This is a genomic window from Pseudomonas sp. TWI923, assembly GCF_039673365.1.
Lineage (GTDB): Bacteria > Pseudomonadota > Gammaproteobacteria > Pseudomonadales > Pseudomonadaceae > Aquipseudomonas > Aquipseudomonas sichuanensis.
Genome location: NZ_JBDJLM010000042.1, coordinates 16,597 through 35,302, shown reverse-complemented (window position 1 = coordinate 35,302; position 18,706 = coordinate 16,597). Strand labels below are relative to the sequence as shown.

Here is an 18,706-nt window from a genome sequence, read left to right as displayed (position 1 = left end):
ACCCCTCCTTATACGTGGGCTTCGTCGAACAATTGAGTAGTTGCCTGCCGCCCCATGGTTTCCCGCGACCAGCTATCCCAGCTGCTGCGGATCCTCGACTCCAGCGACCGGAACAACTGGTCTGGATCCTTGGCATCACCCTGGATCGTGATTGGCATGTTCGGCATGTAAGAGAACTGCTGGTCGACCTTCGGCGGCTCACCCTTCGGCTTGGCCTGCTCCAGCGCCTGGGCAACGACGGGCGCTGTCGGCGCAGGCGCGGCAGCAGCAATGGAGCGAGCAACATCACCCGGCGCCGACTTGCCCTCGGCCACCTGCTCGTCCTCACCGAACAATGTCTTGCCCAGCCAGCCGCCAACCGAGTCGCCCGCGAGGCCGCCAATCGCCATGCCGATTGCCCCGCCGACCACACCACCGATGGCGGTGCCGAGCCCCGGCACAATCGAACCCAGAGCAGCACCGGCCATGGCACCGGCCTGACCACCCGCCCAGGCGCCCGCCAGCCCACCGGCAACGCCGCCGTAGCCTTCCGCTTTCTCATTCCGTGTTTCAGCGTTGAGGGCGACGTCCAGCACGCCCGGCACTGCATCGAGGAGCTTGCCACCCGGCCCGTTCGATAAGCCCTTGGTGACGCTGCGAATGCTACGCACCATGCCGCCAACGCTCTTGCCGTCCGCCATCCCCGCCAGCCGCGACCACATCGTTGCAGGTTTGACCGGCGGCTCAGGCGTTGGCGGCGTTCGAGGACGTCGCCGAGGCGCCGGACCATTCCGGCGACCACGCCGACGCCCGGACCGTCCGCCGACAGGCGCATCGCCCAGTCCGCCAAGGCCTTGAGCGTTCACCACAAATACACGCAACGGCTCGTTTCCGAGCACCCCGCCGCCATCGTTCGCCGCCTTCCCCCCCAACACCTTGCCCAGCACCCCGAGGCCCGCGTCGACCACGGGGTCGCCGGTCTCGGGCATGTCCAGCGATCCGTCGCCTCCCTTGCCGCGCCCCATCCTTCGACCGCGCGCGACATTGAACGCCCCGCGCCCGATCTTGATGGCGCTACGCGCTGTCAGGAACGCCATCACCGCCGCCGCAGCCCCCGAGATACCCATGACCAGGACCGGCAGCTTGTCCGACAGATCAGTCACGCCATGAACAATCTTGGTCAGACCAATGGCGAGCATGTCGGTGGCCGGGCGGATGGCATCGCCGATGCTACGCATCGAGTCGTCCACCGCCTGGCCCAGCTCCGACCACCGCTGCTTCGACGTTTCCCGGCGCTCGGCCAGGTTCTTGTCGAGGATGCCGGCGACCTTCTCCGCATTGCGCGAATCGGCTTTCAACGTGTTGTACAGACCCCGGTTCTGCGCGTAGGCAGTCAACGCCGCCTTGACCTGCTGATCGGCGAACACGTCGCCGGTACGCAGGCTTTTCTCCAGGGCGGCCAGCGCTGCCGTGGCCTTCTCCGGGTCGACTTCCTTGTCGATCTTGGCCTGGGCCTCCTTCATGGCCAGGGCTTTCTTCGGGTCGGTCTTCTCGACGTACTGCAGCGCCAGGCCCATGGACGCCTCGAAGACGTTCATGCCCTTCTGCAGGCCGGTGTTCAGCGACTTCTGGTAGTCGATGCCTACCTTTTCATAGTTCTTCTGGATGTCGCCCGCGCCGATCTTCTCCATCCAGTTCTTGAAGTTGTTCGCCGCTTCATCGGAACTGCCAGCGGTCTTCATCTGCACCTGCAGCATCGCGCCCAGCGAGGTGACCGCATCCAGGCCAGTGACACCGCCCTTCTCCATGCCGGCCAGCAGCTGCGGGAACCACTTGGCCATGTCGGACGCTTCGAACGAACCGGCTTGGCCCTGGTAAGCGATGGCCTCCAGCGCCTGCTGCATGACCTTGGGGTCGGTGATCTTGGCGTTCTGCTGCAGCGCCTGAATCATCGCCGCCGTATCGACGCCCGACGAGCCTTGGCCGATGGCGAATTTCGCCGCCGTCGGCGCGTAGGCCATGGCCTTATCCAGGTCCATGCCAGCGCCGACCAGCTGATTGATCAGGTCTGCCACGTCGTTACGCGACATCCCGGTATCACGGGAGGTATCGATCACCGCGCGGCTCAGCTGAGCCTCTTGCGGCTGGTTGACGACATTCGCCTTGATCGCAATGTCGCGGATGATCGCTTGATAATCCGCACTGATCTTGGTCGGAATCGCCGCCAAGCCGGCGCCAACCACCGTGGCGCCGATGTTCGACTTCAGCGAGGACTTGCCCGCATCGATCTGCTGCCGCCCTTTCTGCTGCAGATCTGCAGCTCTCGCTTCGCGCCCGAGGCGCTGGTATTCCTTCGACAGCCGCCCAACCTCGACGCCCTGCTTTTTCAGCGCGTCGAGGTTGGTGTCGAGTTTGCGCAGCAGCCCGGAGGCCGCCGCTGAACCGCTGTCGTGGGCTCGCTTCCATTCGTCCCTGAGCTTGATCGTCTCGCCGATGGTGTTCTTCAACACCTTGGCGCGACTGCCACTCTCCTCGAGCTTCTTGATATGCCCCTTGGCAGTGCCGAAGGCAGCACCGAGTGATGCCGCCACGGCGCCGCCGATCTCCAGTGCAATCGCCAGCTTTGCCATGTTCTACCCTCCTGCAGGCTCAATCCGTGAGCCACCAGACCATGTCCGCAAAGGACATCGCCGAGATCTCCGCTGCCGAGAAACCCAGCTCGGCGGCCAGCCGCTTGGCCAGCCGCTTCTGGTTGTATGGGTCAAAGCTCGTCGTCTTGCACCAGACGAAAGTAACCGCTCTGCAGACGGCTGTAGTCTTTCAGGGTCAGCCCTTCGAGATCCTTCACACCAACTTCAGCCAGTGAGGCGAACAGGTTCAGTTCGCGCTGTTCGTCGTCACCATTGGTGGCCTGTTGGGCAGCGCGGATGTCGCGCACGGTCGGCGCACGCAGACTGATGCTGTCGACCTGGACGCCGTTACACTCGGTGGGACGACTCAGGCGGACGGTGACGCGATCGGCCTCGAGGCTCAGGTACGCAGGGGTTTTCTTGATCATGGGTAGGTGTCCTTTCTGTTTGAGGGTTTACAGGCCCAGGGCCTGACGCTGGGCAGCGAGCTGGTCGACGCCGTCGATCACACGCTTCATGCCCAAGGCATCGATCTCGTAGACCAGGCGGCCGTCGACTTCGAGCTTGTAGTAGGTGACCGAGACGCTGTGCTTGATCTCGGCCTTGTCGCCCGCTTTCCAGTCGCCCATGTCGACTTCCTTAAGGCTGCCGCGCAGAGTGACGATCACCGGGGTGATCTTGCCCTTGAGGCCCTTGAACGCCCCTCGGAAGGTGCCATTGAACGCGGTGCCGTCAGCCAGGCCGAAGAACTTCAGCGACTCGCGGCGCACGCCGATGGTGGTAAAGGCGGCTTCCTGCTTTTCCATGCCCTGGTCCATCTCGACCGCCAGGTCCATACCACCGCCCCGGTGCTCTTCCATCTTCAGAGTGAGCTTGGGCAGGGTCAGGCTGGGCACGTCGCCCTGAAAGCTGACGCCATCCACGAACAGGTTCAGGTTGGCCAGGGTTTGGGGAATCATTGCCATGCGGTGCGCTCCTTAAGCGGCAGAGTCGAGGACTTCGGTCAGCCATTGGTTGGTGACCTCAACGCGGAAGTTGGGGTTTTCAGCCGGCGGCACGTCGGTGAAGCGGATGTTCCAGTACACCTTGCCCTGCTCCAGCTGGCTGGCCGTGTTCAGCGTCTCGTCGGCGAACACCTCGAAGTTGATGATCGCGCCCTGGTTCTTCAGGTCGCGCATGAACGCCTGCAGGCCTTCGGTCACGTCCTTGACGTAGGTCGCGGTGATCGAGCGGTCGACCGCCCACTTGTGCCCGTACAGGATCGCGTCCATCACGATGTCCATGGTCCGCACACGGGTGACGAAGGCCCACTTCGGATCGCTCGACAGCGTGCGGTTACCCCACAGGCGATAGCCGTCATCGCGGATGATGGTGGTCACGTTGGCGTTGTTCAGCAGGTTGGCGCGGCAGGTTTCGTCGCCGTCGAGGAACTCGATCGGGCGCGTTGTACCGCTGATGCCGACGAACTCCTTGTTCGACGGCGAGGCCCAGAACCCGTACTCGGCATCGGTCCAGGCGAACAGGCCGGCGACCCAGGCCGAGCTGGGGGCGTCGATCGTGCCGTTGACATCGGTGTCCCACAGCTGCACGCCTGGGTCGACCATGTAGGCCCGCTTAGCGCCGAACTCCCCGGCGTAGGCGATGGCCGCCTCGTCGGTGGTGTTAGGGCCGTCGATGATGGCGATGCCGCGCAGCTTGTCGGCCAGGGCCACCAACGCGGTACCGACCGCCTGGGTGGCGCTGTGCTTCGGTGTGATCAACAACCGCGGCTGTGCGTTGAACCGGCTCTTGCCGTCGAGCAGCGCCTGCAGGCCGGTGCGCTTGCCGTTGGCCAGCTGGCCGCCGATGATCGCCGAGGTCTGCTCGGGCGCGGCCTCGACCTTGGCAACGCCGCAGGCAACGATCACCGCCCTGGCTCGGGTGTAGATGGCACGGCAGGCTTTGGTGATGGCCGCGTTCGGTCCGAAGGCCGCGACCGCCTCGCGCTCGTTGGTGATCAGCACCAGGTCGTTGGCCTTGGCCGTGGCATCCGGGCCTTCGGTGAAGGTGTCAACCAGGCCGATGATCGAGGACGCCGGCAGCGCGATCGGGCGCGAGCCAGTGTCGACGTTGGTCACGGTGACGCCGTGAAAGAATCCGCTCATACAATCTCCAGAATGGAAAAGGCCCCGCAGAGCGAGGCCGTTGGTACCGCAGGAATGAAAACGCCCCGTCAATGCGGGGCGTCATGGGGTTTGTTCAGCGATCCAGGGCGGCGCCACCGGGCGCGCCGACGACTCGGGAAATTCGGGCGATTGCGGCCAGTCGCGCAACTGCTGCATGTAAATCAGCAGCTCGGTGAACTGCTCGGGCGTCAGCGTGGTTTGACCACCGATTTCCAGCTGATCGCGGTGGCGATCACGCAGCCAGACCAGCGCCGCCAGCTCGGTGTCCCGCCACTGGCGTTCGCTGTCCACTGGCACGGCCGGCGGCGCTGTCACTCGCTCAATGTGCGCCTGCACCTCGGCGTCAGTCATCGGGACCAGGCCGGACAGAATGAATACATCTTGCGAGCCGTCCGCCGCATACGCGTAAGGCAGCTCTGCGCTGTCCGGCCATTTGTAGTACTTCATGTCCATGCTCATGTACGCACCTCGTTCCAGCGCACCAGCGTGCCGCCGTTGACGCTGTAAGACTCACCGTGCAGCACAGGCACAGAATGCGTGCCTGTGACGCCGCCCGTGCCGTTGTTGGCGATGTAGCTACGCTGTTCGCCGCCAACGGTGACCGTCGAGGACACCCCTTGCAGCATACTGACAGCGGCCTGAAACCAGATGGTGCGGCCCGTCGTGTTCGTGTACGTCGTGCCCATCAAGCGGGTGGCGGTCAGGTTCTGGTTAGTCTGTCCATCACCCAGGGCCTTTTGTCGCTGCTCGACGGCCGCGACCAGGGCAGCCAAGGCGGCCACATCGAGCTGCCCCTGATTTACCGCGCTACCCCATGCCTTGATGCACCAGATCGCCGCAATGTTGTGCGGGCGCGCCATACCAACGGTAACCAGCGTCGACGTGGCCGACGTGACCAGCTGGGTATTTCCGTTCGGGTAGTCAGCGCGCGACGCGCGGTCAGCGCCAAACAGCTCAGGCTTGCCGTCGTCAGCGGTGGTCATGGCGTGCCATCCGGCTACGCCAAAGCCTGTTGCATCGTCAAAGGCAACGGCAGTACCCAGCTGACTTGAACCAATCACCCGGTCGGGGTCTAGGCCGCGCCCATTGTCCAAACCGCGCAGGAACTCACCCCGATAATCTGGCAGGCGGAAGTAACCGGGCTCCTCGTCGCCCTTGTTGTATTTGGTGCCCAGATAGGTCGCGAGGGCCGGGTACATGGCGATACTTTTCGGGGTGCCGTTCAGCTCAAGAAACCCCGTCGGCACCTGCGTCATGGGAAACGCCACCACAGCACCCACCGGCAGCGCGCCGGCATTTTTCAGCAGGTCGTCAACTTCCGCCCGGCTGTAAGTCTGGCCCTTTGGGTACACATCGGTGAAGGCCTCGCGCAGCTGAAACACCGTGCCGTTGTACGACAGCTCGAACAGCACCCCGGCGCGAATATCCCCCGCCGCCAAGTCAACCAGACCAGTGGCGCCGGCCTTTTTCACTTCCTTGGCGGCTAAGCCGCCGACCTTCGCGGTCACTGCGCCCGTGTTGTCGGCAGCCGCTTGGAACTGGAAACGCTGGCCGGCCGCATAGGCCGGCAATACCGCCTCGCTGCTCTTGAGGGCCAGCACCAGGGCATTGGCCGTGCCCGTCGCAAGCCCGACCCAAGCCAGCGGGCCGGCGTCCTTGGCCACGTCCGCGCGGCGCAGGTACTGCGGGTGCGGGTCGGCGGCCTCGGCGTGCGCCTTGACCTGGTTGCGGGCATACAACTCGTTCGCCTCGCGGGCCTTGTCGACATAGTCGCGGGTGGCCAGCACGATACTTGGATCGATCTTCAAGCTGATGTTCGCCACATTGCCGAACACCACATGCATGCGGATGGTCTGGGTCCGGCCCGACCCCTGCTGCAGCAAAGGTTTGTAGCTGGGCGGCGGCTTGGCCACCGCAATGAAGTTGCCGTCCGCATCCTCCAGGCCCAGCTCGCGGATCCACCAGCCACCGATCTCCGGCGGCAGCACCAGTTCGGCCACCAACACGTTGGGGTCTACAGGCGACTTGTACAGCGCATTGAGCGGCGCCCGGTACATTCGACGTACCAGGGCCGTCTGTGCGGGGCTTGGCGTCGGGTCAGGCACCTGCGCCGGATCGCCACCGGCGTCCCCGATCAGCATATGAGTGATGTTCCAGGGCAGGCCCAGCGCGGCACTGTTGGCCTGCTGGGCAACCCCGACGTTGGTCAGGAACCCGCCAAATTGTGTGGTTGAGTTAGCCATTCAGGTAAATTTCCAGTATGTCTGTGGAGTGGTCGGTCAGCGCCTCGAAGGCACCCACGTCGACATCGATGTCGGAGGCTTCCCACGGGTACACCTCGATCACTTCGCCGTCGCAGGTCGGTACCGCCTGGTAGGCCGGGACGTAGGCTTCCAGGCTGATGTCCAAGCCAAGCATGTGCCGGCTGACAGGCCGGGCGTCATCGATCAGCCGGGACAGCTCCAGATAGGTGTCTTCACTGATGCCGCCGTTCGAGACACCCACCTTCAGTGCAAAGGTGCCGCGAGGACCAGGGGGCTGGAGCTGCCACCACTCGTTGATTTCAATCAGATAGCCAAATGGCTCGACCACCCGGCGCAGCGCGCCGATGGTGCCCTTGTACGCATGAACGAAGAACGCCGAGCGGATTACCGACCGCTTCACCGCCTCCGACCAACTGTCGTCCCAGCGGTCCACCGACCAGGCCCAGGCCAACTGGTGCAGCAGGTGCGCCGGGCAGGTGTCCGGGTTGTACAAGGTGCGCAGCGGCACGTCGGTGACTTCGTCCGTGGCGTACTCGACGGCCCGCTCGAGCTGGGTACTGTTCAGCGGCAGCAGGCTGTTCATGTCAGCCACCCCGCGTGACGGTGAAGCCCTGGCACCAAGCGGCTTGGGCCTTGTCCGGGGTGACGTCCTGCCACCCCACCAGCTCTACCCGCTCGACGCCGTTGATGTGCACCTGCGCATCAACACCCGAACGGGTCACGGCCACCCCCAGCCGGCGCCGGGGATTGACCCAAGCACCCAGCCGGCGCCGGCATTCGGCCAGAATGGCCTCGTTCTCTGGCCCGGTACCGACCATGTCCACCACCGCCTCGATGCGATAGGGCAGGATCTCGGCCGCTTGCACCGTCAACCGATCGGCCAGGGGGCGGACGTCATCTTCACTCAGGTGCAATTGCACCGCTTCCAACAGCTCCGGCGATGCGCTGCCGTCACCCTCCAGGGCCAGCACCGTGACGACCACCTCGGCCGGGGCCGGGCTTTCCGCCGTGGCGTCGGCCACCTGCCCTGAAGCGTTGCGCGCATGCAGGATGTAGCTGTTACGCGGGCCTGCCGTGGTCAGACCTTCATAGACCAGCTGCACCCGCTCGCGCAGCGCGTCGTCGGCCTCGAGCACTTCCTCGACCGGCGGTACCGCCTTGAGATCCTCGGCCTGTACCACCAGCCGCCGCAGGCTGACGTTGGCCGCCAGCTGGTCCAGGTCAGACCCGGCGGCAAAAGCCAGCATCAAGGCCTTGGCCGCATCGTTGACCCGGCCCCGGTTCTGCAGCTTGCGGTAGGCACCCAGCTCGATCAGCTTGGTGATCGGATCGCTCTCGAGCAGCGCATCCCACTTGTCGCCCATGTACTCGCGGAACCGGACCAACTCTTCGTCGTACACGCTCTCGTAATCCAAGCTCTCAAGCACGCGCGGCGCCGGGAGTTGGGTCAAATCCATCGTACTCATACAATCACCTCTACCAGCGCGCTGTCGCCCAGGTACTGACCAGACAGCTGCAGGGTGACCTGGCCGTTGATGACGGCCTGCACACGCACACGCTCGAGCTTCAAGCGCGGCTCCCAGCGCCCAAGGGCACGCGCCACCTCGGCCTGCACAGCGCTTTTCCAACCCTCGTTAACTGGAAGGTCGACGTACCGGCGCAGGTGGCTGCCGTACTCAGGCCGCATGCGCCGGCTGCCAACAGGGGTGCCCAGGATGTCTTCGACGGACTGCCGCAGGTGCGACAGGCCGGTGACCAGCTGCCCCGTGCGACGGTCCATGCCGATCATGGTCAGGCCTCTTGTTCTTTGAAGTCAGGCCGGTTGCGCAGGTACTCAAGGGCGCGCGTGTCGTCGCTCTTGACCTCGACCACACCCTGCACCACCACCAGTTCGGCCCAGTCGGGCAGAAACAGCTGGCGGCGGCTGTACTCCTGGTCGATGAAGGTGACGGTCTGCCCCACCGGCGCCGAAAGCTCAGCGCCTTCCCCGGTGTCTTGCGATGTCTTGGCCATGGATCCTCCAGGCGTAAAAAAACCCGCTCGGGGCGGGCTGCTCAGTGTTTATGGTTGGCCGTGTTGCCGGCAGTGTCGATGATCCGGCCACCGCCGTTAATGTCGCCTGTGACCGTTAGCGGCCCATTGATTTGCACCTGGCCTTCCAGGGTGATGTTGGCGGCCTTGATAGCGGCACTGGTTGCCTCAGCCGTGATGCTGGTGGCCTTGACGCTAACAGTGGTCGCCTTCGCCGTCAGCGTGGTTGTTTCGGCACTGATCGCGTCGCCGGTCAAGGTGGCCACCGTGGCGCCTACCTTCACCTTCACCGTGCCCGATGGCAGCTCGATGGTGTAACTCTTGGCCTGCCAGTCGTAGACCAGCGACCCGCCATCGTCGAAGCGCCACACCTCGACGTGGTCGCGGTTGTCGGGCGGCGCCCCAGCACTGCCGTACAGGCCCGGCACGAAGGTGCCGTGCGCGGGGTTGCCGCTCGGACTGATCAGCACGCCCTGTTCGTTGAGGCTCGGGATCCGCCAGTGGCGGGCCTTGCCAGCGGCCTGCGAATGCCAGCGAACCCAAGCGCTGGTCCAGTCGCGGCCATCAGAAACACGCACACGGGCAGCCGCCGTATCGACCGCGACCACCACGCAGGGCAGCACCACATCGGCCAGCATGCGGTCATGCTGGGCTGACGCGTAACTCATAGAGGATCCTCCCCAACAACTATCGGTTCACCTGGTGGCTGGATTGGCCATGGCCACTCTTCCTGGCCGAGGTAGATAACCTGCGTCCACTCGACGACCCAGACGGCGTAACCGTCCAGCTCGGGACGAGTCCAGTCCTGGGCGGCCCGCACAAACTTGGCCGGCTCGGCGACAACGTCCCACGTCTGCAGGCGCAACAACACGGTTAGTTGTGCTGCAGTAAAGGCGGCCATGCGCAGGCTGTAGTCCTCCTCGCCGGCCACGATCACCCGCGCTTCGAATCGCATATCCACGCCGACCTCCCCCGTACCAGGGTCCGGGCCGGGCTCCCACTCGGCCACCTCGATCACGACGGCCGGTGTAGCCACGCGCTCCAGGCGGTCAGGCATCGTGCCGACGTATTGCAGCGCAGGGATTGTCTCGCTGATGCGTCGCTCGATCGCCGCGTATAGAGCGTCGAGCGGTAGCGGATCGTGTTCTTCATCCACTGCGTACTCTCCCCAGTAGTTTCTGCAGCTCGTAGTTGAGCTCTTGCCGCATGACCTCCAGCAGCCGCTGGTGGGCTTTGGCAGTCCACGATTCGAAGTGGGGCCTGACGTCCTCCAGCGAGATCATGGCCTTGGCCAGGGGGAAGCGACTGCCGTTCTCGGCGATCCACCCCGAGCTGGGCCCGCCCCCACCCGAGATATCGCTGCTCGGGTAGTCGCTCTCCTTGAAGTGCTTGCTGGCCGTGCGGATCCAGATGTCCGGCCGGCCACCGTAGACCGCCTTGAAAAAGGCGCCCTGGTAGCGCCGGCCCGCGACTGAGACCCCGTTGCGGGTCTGTCGCGGCCTGCCGGCCCGACTGGCAGCGATTGGGTCCAGGCCGAACCACAGCTTGCCCTGGCCATTGCTACCGACCGGGTAGGCTCGCAGGCGCTGCCGCACCGAAGCCACCGCGATGCGCTCCTGCAGGGCCACCGCGCGTCCAACATGCGTGCGCAGCCAGCGCAGAGTTTTGTTGATGGCCCGGCGCTGCGCGGCGGCGATCGCCTTGGGTGCGAGCGCTGCAAACTGCTCGAACCCGGCGACCTGCTGCGGTATGGCCTGCAGCGTGATCATCCCCGTGCTCGAGGACACCTTGCTGTAGCTGCCGACGCTCATGCTGCTTTCCTCAGCACCAGGGCCACCAGCCCGTCGCCGCCTGGCTCGATACTCGCGATCGTGTACACGCCGCCGCCGTCCTCCTTCGGCAGGTCGACCTCGACCCGCTGCCGGGTTTCGACGCCAGCGTTGTCTTTCACTCGGATGACCAGGTTCGGCTCGCGCAGGGCCGTCGTGATGCGGCCGAGCTTCGGCTGCAGCCAAGGCGCGGAGAACATGCCCTGAACTTCGCGCCCCTCGATCAGGGCGCGATCGGCCAGGACATCGAACACCGTGTCGTCCACATCGTCGATCAAGTCCCGGAAGGCCATGATCAGAGCGTCAGGCGGATGACGACACGGGGCCGCGTGCAAAGATGCAGCGGGTTCGACTGTGCCTCACCCGCGATACCCTTGCCGAACGGCATCTCCTCGATCTTGCTGTAGTACGGCAGCCCCTCGGTGTTAACGGTCTCGATGTAGTCTGCAGGCGCGTAAACCGAGAGGAACAGATCCGAGACGCCCTCGGGCACCAGACGGGCCTCGTCGTCAGCAACAAACGCCACACCACCCACCTTGCCGCGATAGCGCTCCCAACTGATGCCGCCGAACTCGAACGACTCACGCCCGTCGCCTCGCAAGGAAGCGGCTTGTTGACTGCCCTTGTAGGTGTCGACGACCGACTTGTGCGCGATCAGCTTTTTCCAGAACGTCTTACCGCAGAAAGCGCGAGCACCGGTGGTGGTAACGTTGCCGAGCGCATCTTCCTGCATGTCGAGTGCATCAACACACTGCGCCTGGACGTTCGACTCCGGGTCATTGAGCCCCATCGCTAACTTCTGCTGCTGCACACCGAAGACCTTGTAGATATCCAGCAACACCGACGTCCCATCAGCGTCAAACACCTTGCCGTTGATTGCCCCCATGCGATGAAACTCGTGGGTGGCATCCAGCTGGCTGCGGGCCTTGGTCAGACGCTTGTTCACAACAGCCTGAGCAGCCTGCAGCTCAGTGGTGGTGCCGAACGCACGGATCCCCTGGATCTCGTCCGCCATGATTGCGAAGCGCTGCGGCAGATGGACGGTATTGAACGGAATCAGGTTGCGCCGGCTGCCGGCCACCACCAGGCCGGATGTACCGCGCTCCCCCGCCGGGACCAGGGCGAGCGTATCGCCGTCCTTTTCGATCTGCACGGTCAAGGTCGCGACACCTTCCTCCCGGAACAAACCGAGGGCTGCCAGGCGACCTGGCACATACTCCTGTTCGTTGATGGCGGCAGTCAGGGCTGCAACGCCAAATGCATCATCTTGAAAAAGGGCAATCTCAGCCATGTGGTACTCCAGAAAGTAAGAACCCCGCTCGAGGCGGGGTTGATAAGAAAGCGGGGTTGGTCAACGCAGGATGATGTTGTGCGCCGCCAGGGCTTGTTCAGCGTCGGCATCGAGGCCCGTCAGCAGGGCCTCGCTGACCTCGGCCAGCCGCACTACTGCGCGACCACGCCGCACGATGTCGGACTCGCCAAGCGAGGCAAAAAGGATGCAGGCAGCCTTTTCGCTGCCATCCTCGGCTGCGGGGCTGTAGGCCGCGAACTCGCCAGTGGCCGTAACCAGGCCGAGCAACTGGCCGGCGACCAGGGCCGGGCCGGGGGCAACGTTGATGGCTTCGCGAGAGATTTGCCCATTCCCTTCAGAAAGCAGGAATTCACCGGCGTGGACCGGTTCCTGGCGGATGGTGCTCATGGTCGTGCTCCTTTATTGGTGGCCTGCCGGCGGGCAGCCCAGATATTGGATGGGTTGGGTAGCAGTGCCTTAACCGTCGGCTGCTCATCGTCTGCAGGCGGTAAGGCGTTGTTGATCTCGAAGCCCTTACCGGAGCTGACAATCTTCTCGAACAGCCGCGCCCGCACCGCGTCAGGGTCCAGGCCGGCAGCAACGTACTCCTTGGTCAGTTCGGGCAGCCGCGCCGCGACACAGAGATCATGCACGCCCTTGGCCTGCTTCAGCGCGGCCTGCACCGTGGCCGCGCTAGTCAGCTTGGTCGAAGCGATCAGCGTCTCAGCCAGGTTGCCGATACCGGCCTTGGCGCAGTCCTGGGTGATCATGAGCGCCAGCGCCGTGGCGTCGGCGACTTCAGGCTTGGTCGACGCAGGCGGCTTAGCCGGATCTTCAGCCGGCGGCTTGCCGGCCAACTGATCGAGCAACGGCTGCGGGGTTTTCTGGTACCGGGCCATGGCCGCGCCATTGCCCAGGCAGGCACGCACCTGCACGCCGCTGCCGATCTCATCGACCAGCCCGAGGTCTAGCGCCTCTTGCGCCGTGAGCCAGCTCTCATCGTTGACCAAGCGCCGCAGCTCGGCTTCGTCGATCTCGGGCGACTTGGCCTTATAAGCCGCGATGATCACCTCGAACGCCTGGTCGAGCACATCGGCCACCCGGCGCAGCTCTTCAGCGTCACCTTCGATCCAGGTGTAGGGGTTGTGAATCATGAGGATTGCGTTCGACGCCATGACCACCCGGTGAGCGCCGCATACCGCAACGCTACCTGCGCTGGCCGCCAAGGCATCGATCCGGGCGGTGCAGCGCTCGCCCAGGCGGGCCAGTGCGTTATGAATGGCCACACCCTCGAACAGGTCGCCGCCGTTGGTGTTGAAGGCCACATGCACCGGCGAGACACCGTCATCGATCGCCTTCAGATCGCGGAGGAACTGGTTGGCGGTGATGCCCCACCCTCCGATCTCGCCATAGATGTAAATCTCGATCGGCGCTGGCTCGGTGTCAGCAGCGCCTTCAGCCTTGGTCGCGGCGCTGATGCGGTACCAGTGCTGCTCGTTTTCCGGCTGCGGCGTGGGCGCCTTGTTGAAGATACGGAGCGGTTTCAAGGGGGTCATGGTTTCTCCTTCTCGTCGGGGTCATCATCGACCGCCGACAACGTGCTGTACTTGATACCCAGGGCATTCGCCCGGGCAAGATCGGCGGCGTTCTCTTCGTCCACCACCTCGGCATCGGTACCGTTGCGCAAGCAGGTCTCGCTGCGTGTGGTGAAGCCGGCAGCGATTTCCATCTGCCGGGACTGGACGTCTTGAACCGGGTGGATGTAGGCCCAACCTTGCGGCACCCAGCGGGTCCGCCGGTACTCGCGGCGACGCTGCGAGTAGTCAGGCAGGTCGAGCGCCCCGGCCAGGACGGCCATGTCCAACCAGGCTTGCCGCACAGGACGGCACAACTGGTGGACGTAGACCTGAAACTGGAGCTGCTCCAGCCGGCGCCGGAACTCGGTCAGCACCACGCGGATCGCGCGGTCGTTCACGCCCTGCATGTCGCCGGTCATCAACTCGTACGGCAAGCCGGTGCCGGCAGCAGCGGCCATTAGCTGCTGCCGCATGAAGTCGCGGTAGTTGTTGCCCGCGTCCGGCGGGTCAGAGAACTCAATCTCCTCGCCTGCCCCCAGCTCCTGCACCGTGCCGGGCTCCAGCCCCACCATGGGGGTGAAGCCGTCGCGGTCGAGGTCGAGGGGCGCCCCAGTGAGGGGATCGAGCTGTGGCCGCCCCTCCGGCGCGGGTTTGTGCACGAAGCCTGCGAACAGGTTGGCCACTTCCTGCCGGAACAGCACCGCATCGTCGAAGTTGTCCAGGCTGCGCAAGCGCTTCAGGACCGGCGCCAGGCGCGGAACGCCGCGCAGTTGCCCAGGCTCCAGCGGCTCGAAGATGTGCAGCATCTGCTCGGCCGGGACGCGCACCAACTGGTTGTAGCCGACATTCAGCGAGGACTTGTCGCTGGGGTGGACCCGATAACACCAGTACGCCACCCGCCGGCCCATGCCGTTGAACTCGATCCCGGCGCGGATGACGTTGCCGAAGCGGGTCACCTCGAACTTGTCGTGAGGAACGAACTCCGGCGCCAGGCACTGCAGCTGCAGCGGCACCGCGTAGCCATCCTCCGGCCGGCGCGGACGCAGGCGGATAAAGCATTCGCCCGACTGCTCGACCGTACGTGCCACCAGGGCCTGCAGGCCGTAGAAGTCGGTGAGCTGATCGGCATCAGCCTCATCGACCCAGTCCTCCCACAGGACCTGCATGGCCTTGCGTAGCTCTTTGTCGGTGAGCTGCGGATGCGGCGTGATGCCGGTGCCGATCAGGTTGCTGACCCGCTTGTCGATGACGTTGGCGGCGTATGGGTCATTGCGCACCGCGCTGCGGGAGCGGGAACGCAGGTTGCGCAAGGCCGGCATGATCAGGCTGTTTACGCCAGTGTCCGGCGCATCCCACCCCGATGAGCGCCGTCCCTCGGCGGCGCCTTCGTAGCTGGCCTTGATCCGTTCGGGCACCAAGATGCCCGAACGGCCGAGGGACATATAACGTCCGCTCACAGTCCCTTGCCCCCATGGTAAAGGCGAGTCACGCGCGAGCGCGGGCCGGCGGCCTTCACCAGTTCGGACTGGATCAGGTCGCGGGCCTTGATCAACTCGTCGACCGTTCGATACTCGACGGTACGGTCCGAGTACCGAACGACCTTTTCACCACGCGCGATCGCACGCTCGACGGTGGCGAGGTCTGCTTTTGTGTATGCCATGTCAGCGTCTCTTCAGGTAGCCGCTGCTGGAGCTGCGGCGTTGCATGGATTGGGGCGCGGCCCTCGGGGCCGGCTGTGGCGGGGGCGGATCGGGGCGCCTGACCGGAACCGGCGCAGCTGGTGGCGGCGGATCGTCTTCATCCTGGTCGTCGGGCGCCGACTCGTTGGCCTGGGGCCGGGCTGGCTGCTGCTCGCCTTGATCGAACAGGCTGGCCTGCGCAAGCGCCTGCCTCAGCTTGTCCCAGTCGTGTTCGCCGTACCGGTGCAGGCCGAGGAAGTTGGCCATCGCCAGGTTGTACACCATGAGGTCCAGCGCCTCGTTGCGCTCAGCCTTGCTCTTGACCCACTCGATCCGCTTGTAACCCTTCACGTAGCGGGCGATCTTGCGTTCGGCCACGCACTGCTGGAAGAACTCGTCCGGCAGGTCCTTGGCGAAGTGCAGAGCGCCAGGGCCTTTCTCGAAGCTGTAGCGGTTGTAGATCCAGTCCTTGGCCGTGTCGGTACCGACGATCCACAGTTCGGCGCCGTTGCGTTCGGTCTGGCCCTTCCAGGTGACATCCACCTGCGACGGGCGCTGGGCGATCACAGGCCGGCCCGGCTTGCTCGCCCCCTTGAGCGCGAACACGTTGCGCCAACGACGCACGCGGGTGAACTGGTAGACCTCGTGGGTGTGGTGGCCGCCGGAGTCGATGCCGGTGGCCAGGATCGCCAGGCTTACGCCGCAAGGGTGGCGGTAGCGGATCTTCAGGCGATCATCGAGCAGCGCCCAAGTGCGCTCGTCGGCCGGATCGCCAGGGATCACCTGGTGATCGACCACCCAGCGCTCCATGCCGGCGCCCCAGGCCATGACCATCAGTTCCAGGCGGTTGGCCTGGACGTCGACGGATGCCGTCAGCGCGAGCGCCCCCACGGGCAAGGTGCCGAGCACGTAGTCTTCTTGCAGCGCGCGGGCCTGCAGCACTTCGGCCTTGGTCTGCTCGATCGCACTGTCCCAGACCTCGGCCAGGCGAGTGTTGTAGAACACCTGCATCGGCTCCAAGTCGCCGCGATCCTGGGCGCGCTTGGCCTCCTCGAACTCGCGAGCCAGCATGGCCCAGGAATGCCAGCCCAACGGGGCATACAGCGCGTTGAGGTGGAAACTCACCGTCTCGCCATCGCCCTGGGCGTGAGCGCGCCACTCGCCATTGGCCAGCATCTCGGCCTTGTGATGCTCTTCGATCAGCACGTCACATTCAGCGCCTTCGCACTGGTAATGCACCCTGCTGAAGTCCGGCGAGTACAGCAGGCGATCCCACTTCAGGACCTGCATGTGCCCGCAGGTCGGACATGGCACGTAGTAGTGCCGCTGATCCCCCATCATGAACAGATCGTCGATCCGCGAGGCACCCTTGATGAGCGGTGAGCTGGAGAAATAGAACTTGGCGTTGCGGCCGAAGGTACTGCCTCGCGCCTCGGCCAGCTTGATCGGGTCGCCCTCCTGATCGACATCGACGTCCCAGCGGTCGACCTCGTCGCCGTAAACGTACCGTGCCGACAGTTCGGACAGGTTGGCGGCCGAGCCAGCAGTGGTCGCGTACAGCGTGCCGCCCTCGAACTCCTTGGTGTCCATGGTGTTGCGTGCATCCCTGGAGCGGTTCGCCGCCACACGCTCCTTGAGCTCGGGCGTCACATCGATGGTCTTGCCGATCCGCGACGACACCCGCTTGGCCAGGGCCAGGCTGGGCAGCAGCGTCAGGATGTTGGAGGGGGCCATGTGGATCAGCGCGCCGATCCAGTTGAGGGCGATCTGCGTTTTCATCAGCTGCGAGGCGACCTTGGTCACCACCCGCTTGCACGGGTGCGCAGGCGACAGGCAGCGCATGGGTTCGCGGGCATACGGCGTACGCGCGGTGCGGTACTTGCCGGGCTCAGCGGCACCTGTATCACGCGGGATCCGCATGTACTCGTCCGCCCACTCGTCTACCCACAGCTCGGGGTCAGGCGTCAGCCCTCGGCAATACGCTTCGCGGTACACCTCGGCACCGTCTGCGTATCCGGTGGGCATAGGCTCAGCTCTGTGTGATGGCTCGGTCGAGGTCGGTCGTACTCATCTTGCCGACCTCGGTGAAGACGCGGCGGAAGGCGCCTGCGAGGTGTTTCTCGATGTCCCACGGGTCGCTCATGCCAACCACCTCGGCGGCCAGCTGCGGGGCGAGCCCGAAGAACTGGTCACGCAGCATCCGGCCAGCCGTGTAGGCCGCGTCCTCCACTGCCTTGCGCTCGACCAGGTTGCCCTGGACTTTGTGGAACTCGGCTTCGGCCAGTTGCGCGAGGTAGAACTCGCGATGCGCCTTCGCCCTCTGGAAGTTGTGGGCGCCCCCGACTGCGAGTTCGGGTGGCTGCACCGCAGGTGTTTCGCCGCCTGGTTGGAGGTGGCTGCGCACATCTCGCTCGACCCGATTCTCTTCATGCCGAGCCGCGACGGCGGCCTTGCTCGGGTCGGCCGATTCGGCCAGCAGCAGCTCGGTGGCTTCGACGTCGACCTTGCCGTCGGCGGTCATCACCAGGCGCTCTTGCTTGGCCAGTTTGGAAACGTAGGATTTCGACCATCCGTGGCGGGCGGCGAACTCCGATTTCGTCAGGTGTGTCATGTCGGAAAGTCCAGTTCACCCAATGAATTCAGGGGGTTAACCAGTTCACCGCAGTTCACTAAGCTGGTGAACCTCCCGCTAACAAAGAATCGCGGGTTCCCGGTCCCGTACCCGGCGAAATTCGCCAGGGTCCCCCGCCCCTCCCAGGATTCCGGGCGGGTCACTGACCCGGCTCGCCTGCCTGCGGGGCCACCTGCCCGAGGCCCAGCCGCTTGGCGGCCCAGCGCTCGTACAGGTTGATCGCCACGTCGGCGCCGGCCATCGCGGTCAGGCAACCGACTGCCGCCGCCGCCCACACCGAAACCCCGAGGGCGTACAGCAGCATGTTGGTCGACAACCCGCAGGTGACGCAGGCACCGGACCGCAATGCCAACCGGCGAACCAGACCCCAACCGCGAGCGCCCGCCTTGTCCGCCCGCCACATCTCTCCCGACACACCGCCGACCAGGGACAGTACGATCACCATCCAGATCGGCAGTTCGGCCAAGGCTTGTTGCTCGCTGTTCATCCCTTCCCCCAAATGCAAAAACCCCGGCGCAAGGGCCGGGGTTTCTGGTGTGTGGCGAGCTGCTTTGTGCGCCCGCACGTCTCGAAGATGGGTACTTTTTACAGGTCGATTCCGGTGGCAGCAAGCGAGTTTTAATGCCATC

General features: G+C 64.8%; 22 protein-coding genes. All 22 read right to left on the bottom strand.

What is annotated here, in order from left to right:
- Positions 1-8: 8 nt before the first annotated feature.
- A complete protein-coding gene (locus ABE459_RS16585; protein WP_346648103.1) occupies positions 9-2,609 on the bottom strand; it encodes a phage tail tape measure protein in 2,601 nt (866 codons plus the stop codon).
- 131 nt (positions 2,610-2,740) lie between these two features.
- A complete protein-coding gene (locus ABE459_RS16580; RefSeq protein ID WP_346648102.1) occupies positions 2,741-3,037 on the bottom strand; it encodes a phage tail assembly protein in 297 nt (98 codons plus the stop codon).
- A gap of 27 nt (positions 3,038-3,064) precedes the next feature.
- Entirely contained in the window at positions 3,065-3,574 is a 510-nt protein-coding gene (locus ABE459_RS16575; protein WP_346648101.1) for a phage major tail tube protein, read from the bottom strand.
- A gap of 12 nt (positions 3,575-3,586) precedes the next feature.
- Positions 3,587-4,753, bottom strand: a complete 1,167-nt coding sequence (locus ABE459_RS16570; protein WP_346648100.1) for a phage tail sheath family protein — start codon at positions 4,751-4,753, stop codon at positions 3,587-3,589.
- Positions 4,754-4,834: 81 nt separating this feature from the next.
- On the bottom strand, positions 4,835-5,233 hold the full coding sequence (locus ABE459_RS16565) for a phage tail assembly chaperone (RefSeq protein ID WP_346648099.1): 399 nt from the start codon (positions 5,231-5,233) through the stop codon (positions 4,835-4,837).
- The gene (locus tag ABE459_RS16560; protein WP_346648098.1) at positions 5,230-7,017 is read right to left on the bottom strand and encodes a phage tail protein; all 1,788 of its coding nucleotides are present in this window, start codon (positions 7,015-7,017) and stop codon (positions 5,230-5,232) included. The genes ABE459_RS16565 and ABE459_RS16560 overlap by 4 nt, the downstream gene beginning before the upstream one ends.
- A complete protein-coding gene (locus tag ABE459_RS16555; protein WP_346648097.1) occupies positions 7,010-7,621 on the bottom strand; it encodes a phage tail protein I in 612 nt (203 codons plus the stop codon). Before ABE459_RS16555 ends, ABE459_RS16560 begins: the two co-directional genes overlap by 8 nt.
- 1 nt (position 7,622) lies before the next feature.
- Positions 7,623-8,504, bottom strand: coding sequence for a baseplate J/gp47 family protein (locus ABE459_RS16550; protein ID WP_346648096.1), 882 nt, complete (start codon positions 8,502-8,504; stop codon positions 7,623-7,625).
- Positions 8,501-8,827 carry a GPW/gp25 family protein gene (locus tag ABE459_RS16545; protein WP_346648095.1) on the bottom strand — a complete coding sequence of 109 codons (327 nt, stop codon included), beginning with the start codon at positions 8,825-8,827 and terminating at the stop codon, positions 8,501-8,503. The genes ABE459_RS16550 and ABE459_RS16545 overlap by 4 nt, the downstream gene beginning before the upstream one ends.
- Before the next feature lie 2 nt (positions 8,828-8,829).
- Positions 8,830-9,051, bottom strand: a complete 222-nt coding sequence (locus ABE459_RS16540; protein ID WP_346648094.1) for a hypothetical protein — start codon at positions 9,049-9,051, stop codon at positions 8,830-8,832.
- A 41-nt stretch (positions 9,052-9,092) separates the two neighbouring features.
- Positions 9,093-9,737 (bottom strand): phage baseplate assembly protein V, encoded by a 645-nt coding sequence (locus ABE459_RS16535; RefSeq protein ID WP_346648093.1) that lies wholly within the window; start codon positions 9,735-9,737, stop codon positions 9,093-9,095.
- A complete protein-coding gene (locus tag ABE459_RS16530; protein WP_346648092.1) occupies positions 9,734-10,225 on the bottom strand; it encodes a hypothetical protein in 492 nt (163 codons plus the stop codon). The genes ABE459_RS16535 and ABE459_RS16530 overlap by 4 nt, the downstream gene beginning before the upstream one ends.
- Complete coding sequence (locus ABE459_RS16525) at positions 10,218-10,880, bottom strand: hypothetical protein (RefSeq protein ID WP_346648091.1); 663 nt, start codon at positions 10,878-10,880, stop codon at positions 10,218-10,220. The genes ABE459_RS16530 and ABE459_RS16525 overlap by 8 nt, the downstream gene beginning before the upstream one ends.
- Entirely contained in the window at positions 10,877-11,191 is a 315-nt protein-coding gene (locus ABE459_RS16520) for a hypothetical protein (protein WP_346648090.1), read from the bottom strand. Before ABE459_RS16520 ends, ABE459_RS16525 begins: the two co-directional genes overlap by 4 nt.
- Before the next feature lie 2 nt (positions 11,192-11,193).
- Positions 11,194-12,189, bottom strand: a complete 996-nt coding sequence (locus ABE459_RS16515; RefSeq protein ID WP_346648089.1) for a major capsid protein — start codon at positions 12,187-12,189, stop codon at positions 11,194-11,196.
- 60 nt (positions 12,190-12,249) lie between these two features.
- Positions 12,250-12,597, bottom strand: a complete 348-nt coding sequence (locus ABE459_RS16510; protein ID WP_346648088.1) for a head decoration protein — start codon at positions 12,595-12,597, stop codon at positions 12,250-12,252.
- A complete protein-coding gene (locus ABE459_RS16505) occupies positions 12,594-13,745 on the bottom strand; it encodes a head maturation protease, ClpP-related (RefSeq protein WP_346648087.1) in 1,152 nt (383 codons plus the stop codon). Before ABE459_RS16505 ends, ABE459_RS16510 begins: the two co-directional genes overlap by 4 nt.
- The gene (locus ABE459_RS16500) at positions 13,742-15,223 is read right to left on the bottom strand and encodes a phage portal protein (RefSeq protein WP_346648086.1); all 1,482 of its coding nucleotides are present in this window, start codon (positions 15,221-15,223) and stop codon (positions 13,742-13,744) included. Before ABE459_RS16500 ends, ABE459_RS16505 begins: the two co-directional genes overlap by 4 nt.
- Positions 15,220-15,426, bottom strand: coding sequence for a hypothetical protein (locus ABE459_RS16495; RefSeq protein WP_054064802.1), 207 nt, complete (start codon positions 15,424-15,426; stop codon positions 15,220-15,222). Before ABE459_RS16495 ends, ABE459_RS16500 begins: the two co-directional genes overlap by 4 nt.
- Before the next feature lies 1 nt (position 15,427).
- Positions 15,428-17,470, bottom strand: a complete 2,043-nt coding sequence (locus tag ABE459_RS16490) for a phage terminase large subunit family protein (protein WP_346648085.1) — start codon at positions 17,468-17,470, stop codon at positions 15,428-15,430.
- Positions 17,471-17,474: 4 nt separating this feature from the next.
- Positions 17,475-18,056 carry a terminase small subunit gene (locus tag ABE459_RS16485; protein ID WP_346648084.1) on the bottom strand — a complete coding sequence of 194 codons (582 nt, stop codon included), beginning with the start codon at positions 18,054-18,056 and terminating at the stop codon, positions 17,475-17,477.
- 160 nt (positions 18,057-18,216) lie between these two features.
- Entirely contained in the window at positions 18,217-18,564 is a 348-nt protein-coding gene (locus ABE459_RS16480; protein ID WP_258704280.1) for a phage holin family protein, read from the bottom strand.
- Between the last annotated feature and the right edge of the window lie 142 nt (positions 18,565-18,706).

Bases quoted from the DNA above. Each gene is read 5' to 3' on its own strand.
- ABE459_RS16585 (WP_346648103.1), bottom strand. From the start codon at position 2,609: ATGGCAAAGCTGGCGATTGCACTGGAGATCGGCGGCGCCGTGGCGGCA.
- ABE459_RS16580 (WP_346648102.1), bottom strand. From the start codon at position 3,037: ATGATCAAGAAAACCCCTGCGTACCTGAGCCTCGAGGCCGATCGCGTC.
- ABE459_RS16575 (WP_346648101.1), bottom strand. From the start codon at position 3,574: ATGGCAATGATTCCCCAAACCCTGGCCAACCTGAACCTGTTCGTGGAT.
- ABE459_RS16570 (WP_346648100.1), bottom strand. From the start codon at position 4,753: ATGAGCGGATTCTTTCACGGCGTCACCGTGACCAACGTCGACACTGGC.
- ABE459_RS16565 (WP_346648099.1), bottom strand. From the start codon at position 5,233: ATGAGCATGGACATGAAGTACTACAAATGGCCGGACAGCGCAGAGCTG.
- ABE459_RS16560 (WP_346648098.1), bottom strand. From the start codon at position 7,017: ATGGCTAACTCAACCACACAATTTGGCGGGTTCCTGACCAACGTCGGG.
- ABE459_RS16555 (WP_346648097.1), bottom strand. From the start codon at position 7,621: ATGAACAGCCTGCTGCCGCTGAACAGTACCCAGCTCGAGCGGGCCGTC.
- ABE459_RS16550 (WP_346648096.1), bottom strand. From the start codon at position 8,504: ATGAGTACGATGGATTTGACCCAACTCCCGGCGCCGCGCGTGCTTGAG.
- ABE459_RS16545 (WP_346648095.1), bottom strand. From the start codon at position 8,827: ATGATCGGCATGGACCGTCGCACGGGGCAGCTGGTCACCGGCCTGTCG.
- ABE459_RS16540 (WP_346648094.1), bottom strand. From the start codon at position 9,051: ATGGCCAAGACATCGCAAGACACCGGGGAAGGCGCTGAGCTTTCGGCG.
- ABE459_RS16535 (WP_346648093.1), bottom strand. From the start codon at position 9,737: ATGAGTTACGCGTCAGCCCAGCATGACCGCATGCTGGCCGATGTGGTG.
- ABE459_RS16525 (WP_346648091.1), bottom strand. From the start codon at position 10,880: ATGAGCGTCGGCAGCTACAGCAAGGTGTCCTCGAGCACGGGGATGATC.
- ABE459_RS16520 (WP_346648090.1), bottom strand. From the start codon at position 11,191: ATGGCCTTCCGGGACTTGATCGACGATGTGGACGACACGGTGTTCGAT.
- ABE459_RS16515 (WP_346648089.1), bottom strand. From the start codon at position 12,189: ATGGCTGAGATTGCCCTTTTTCAAGATGATGCATTTGGCGTTGCAGCC.
- ABE459_RS16510 (WP_346648088.1), bottom strand. From the start codon at position 12,597: ATGAGCACCATCCGCCAGGAACCGGTCCACGCCGGTGAATTCCTGCTT.
- ABE459_RS16505 (WP_346648087.1), bottom strand. From the start codon at position 13,745: ATGACCCCCTTGAAACCGCTCCGTATCTTCAACAAGGCGCCCACGCCG.
- ABE459_RS16495 (WP_054064802.1), bottom strand. From the start codon at position 15,426: ATGGCATACACAAAAGCAGACCTCGCCACCGTCGAGCGTGCGATCGCG.
- ABE459_RS16490 (WP_346648085.1), bottom strand. From the start codon at position 17,470: ATGCCCACCGGATACGCAGACGGTGCCGAGGTGTACCGCGAAGCGTAT.
- ABE459_RS16485 (WP_346648084.1), bottom strand. From the start codon at position 18,056: ATGACACACCTGACGAAATCGGAGTTCGCCGCCCGCCACGGATGGTCG.
- ABE459_RS16480 (WP_258704280.1), bottom strand. From the start codon at position 18,564: ATGAACAGCGAGCAACAAGCCTTGGCCGAACTGCCGATCTGGATGGTG.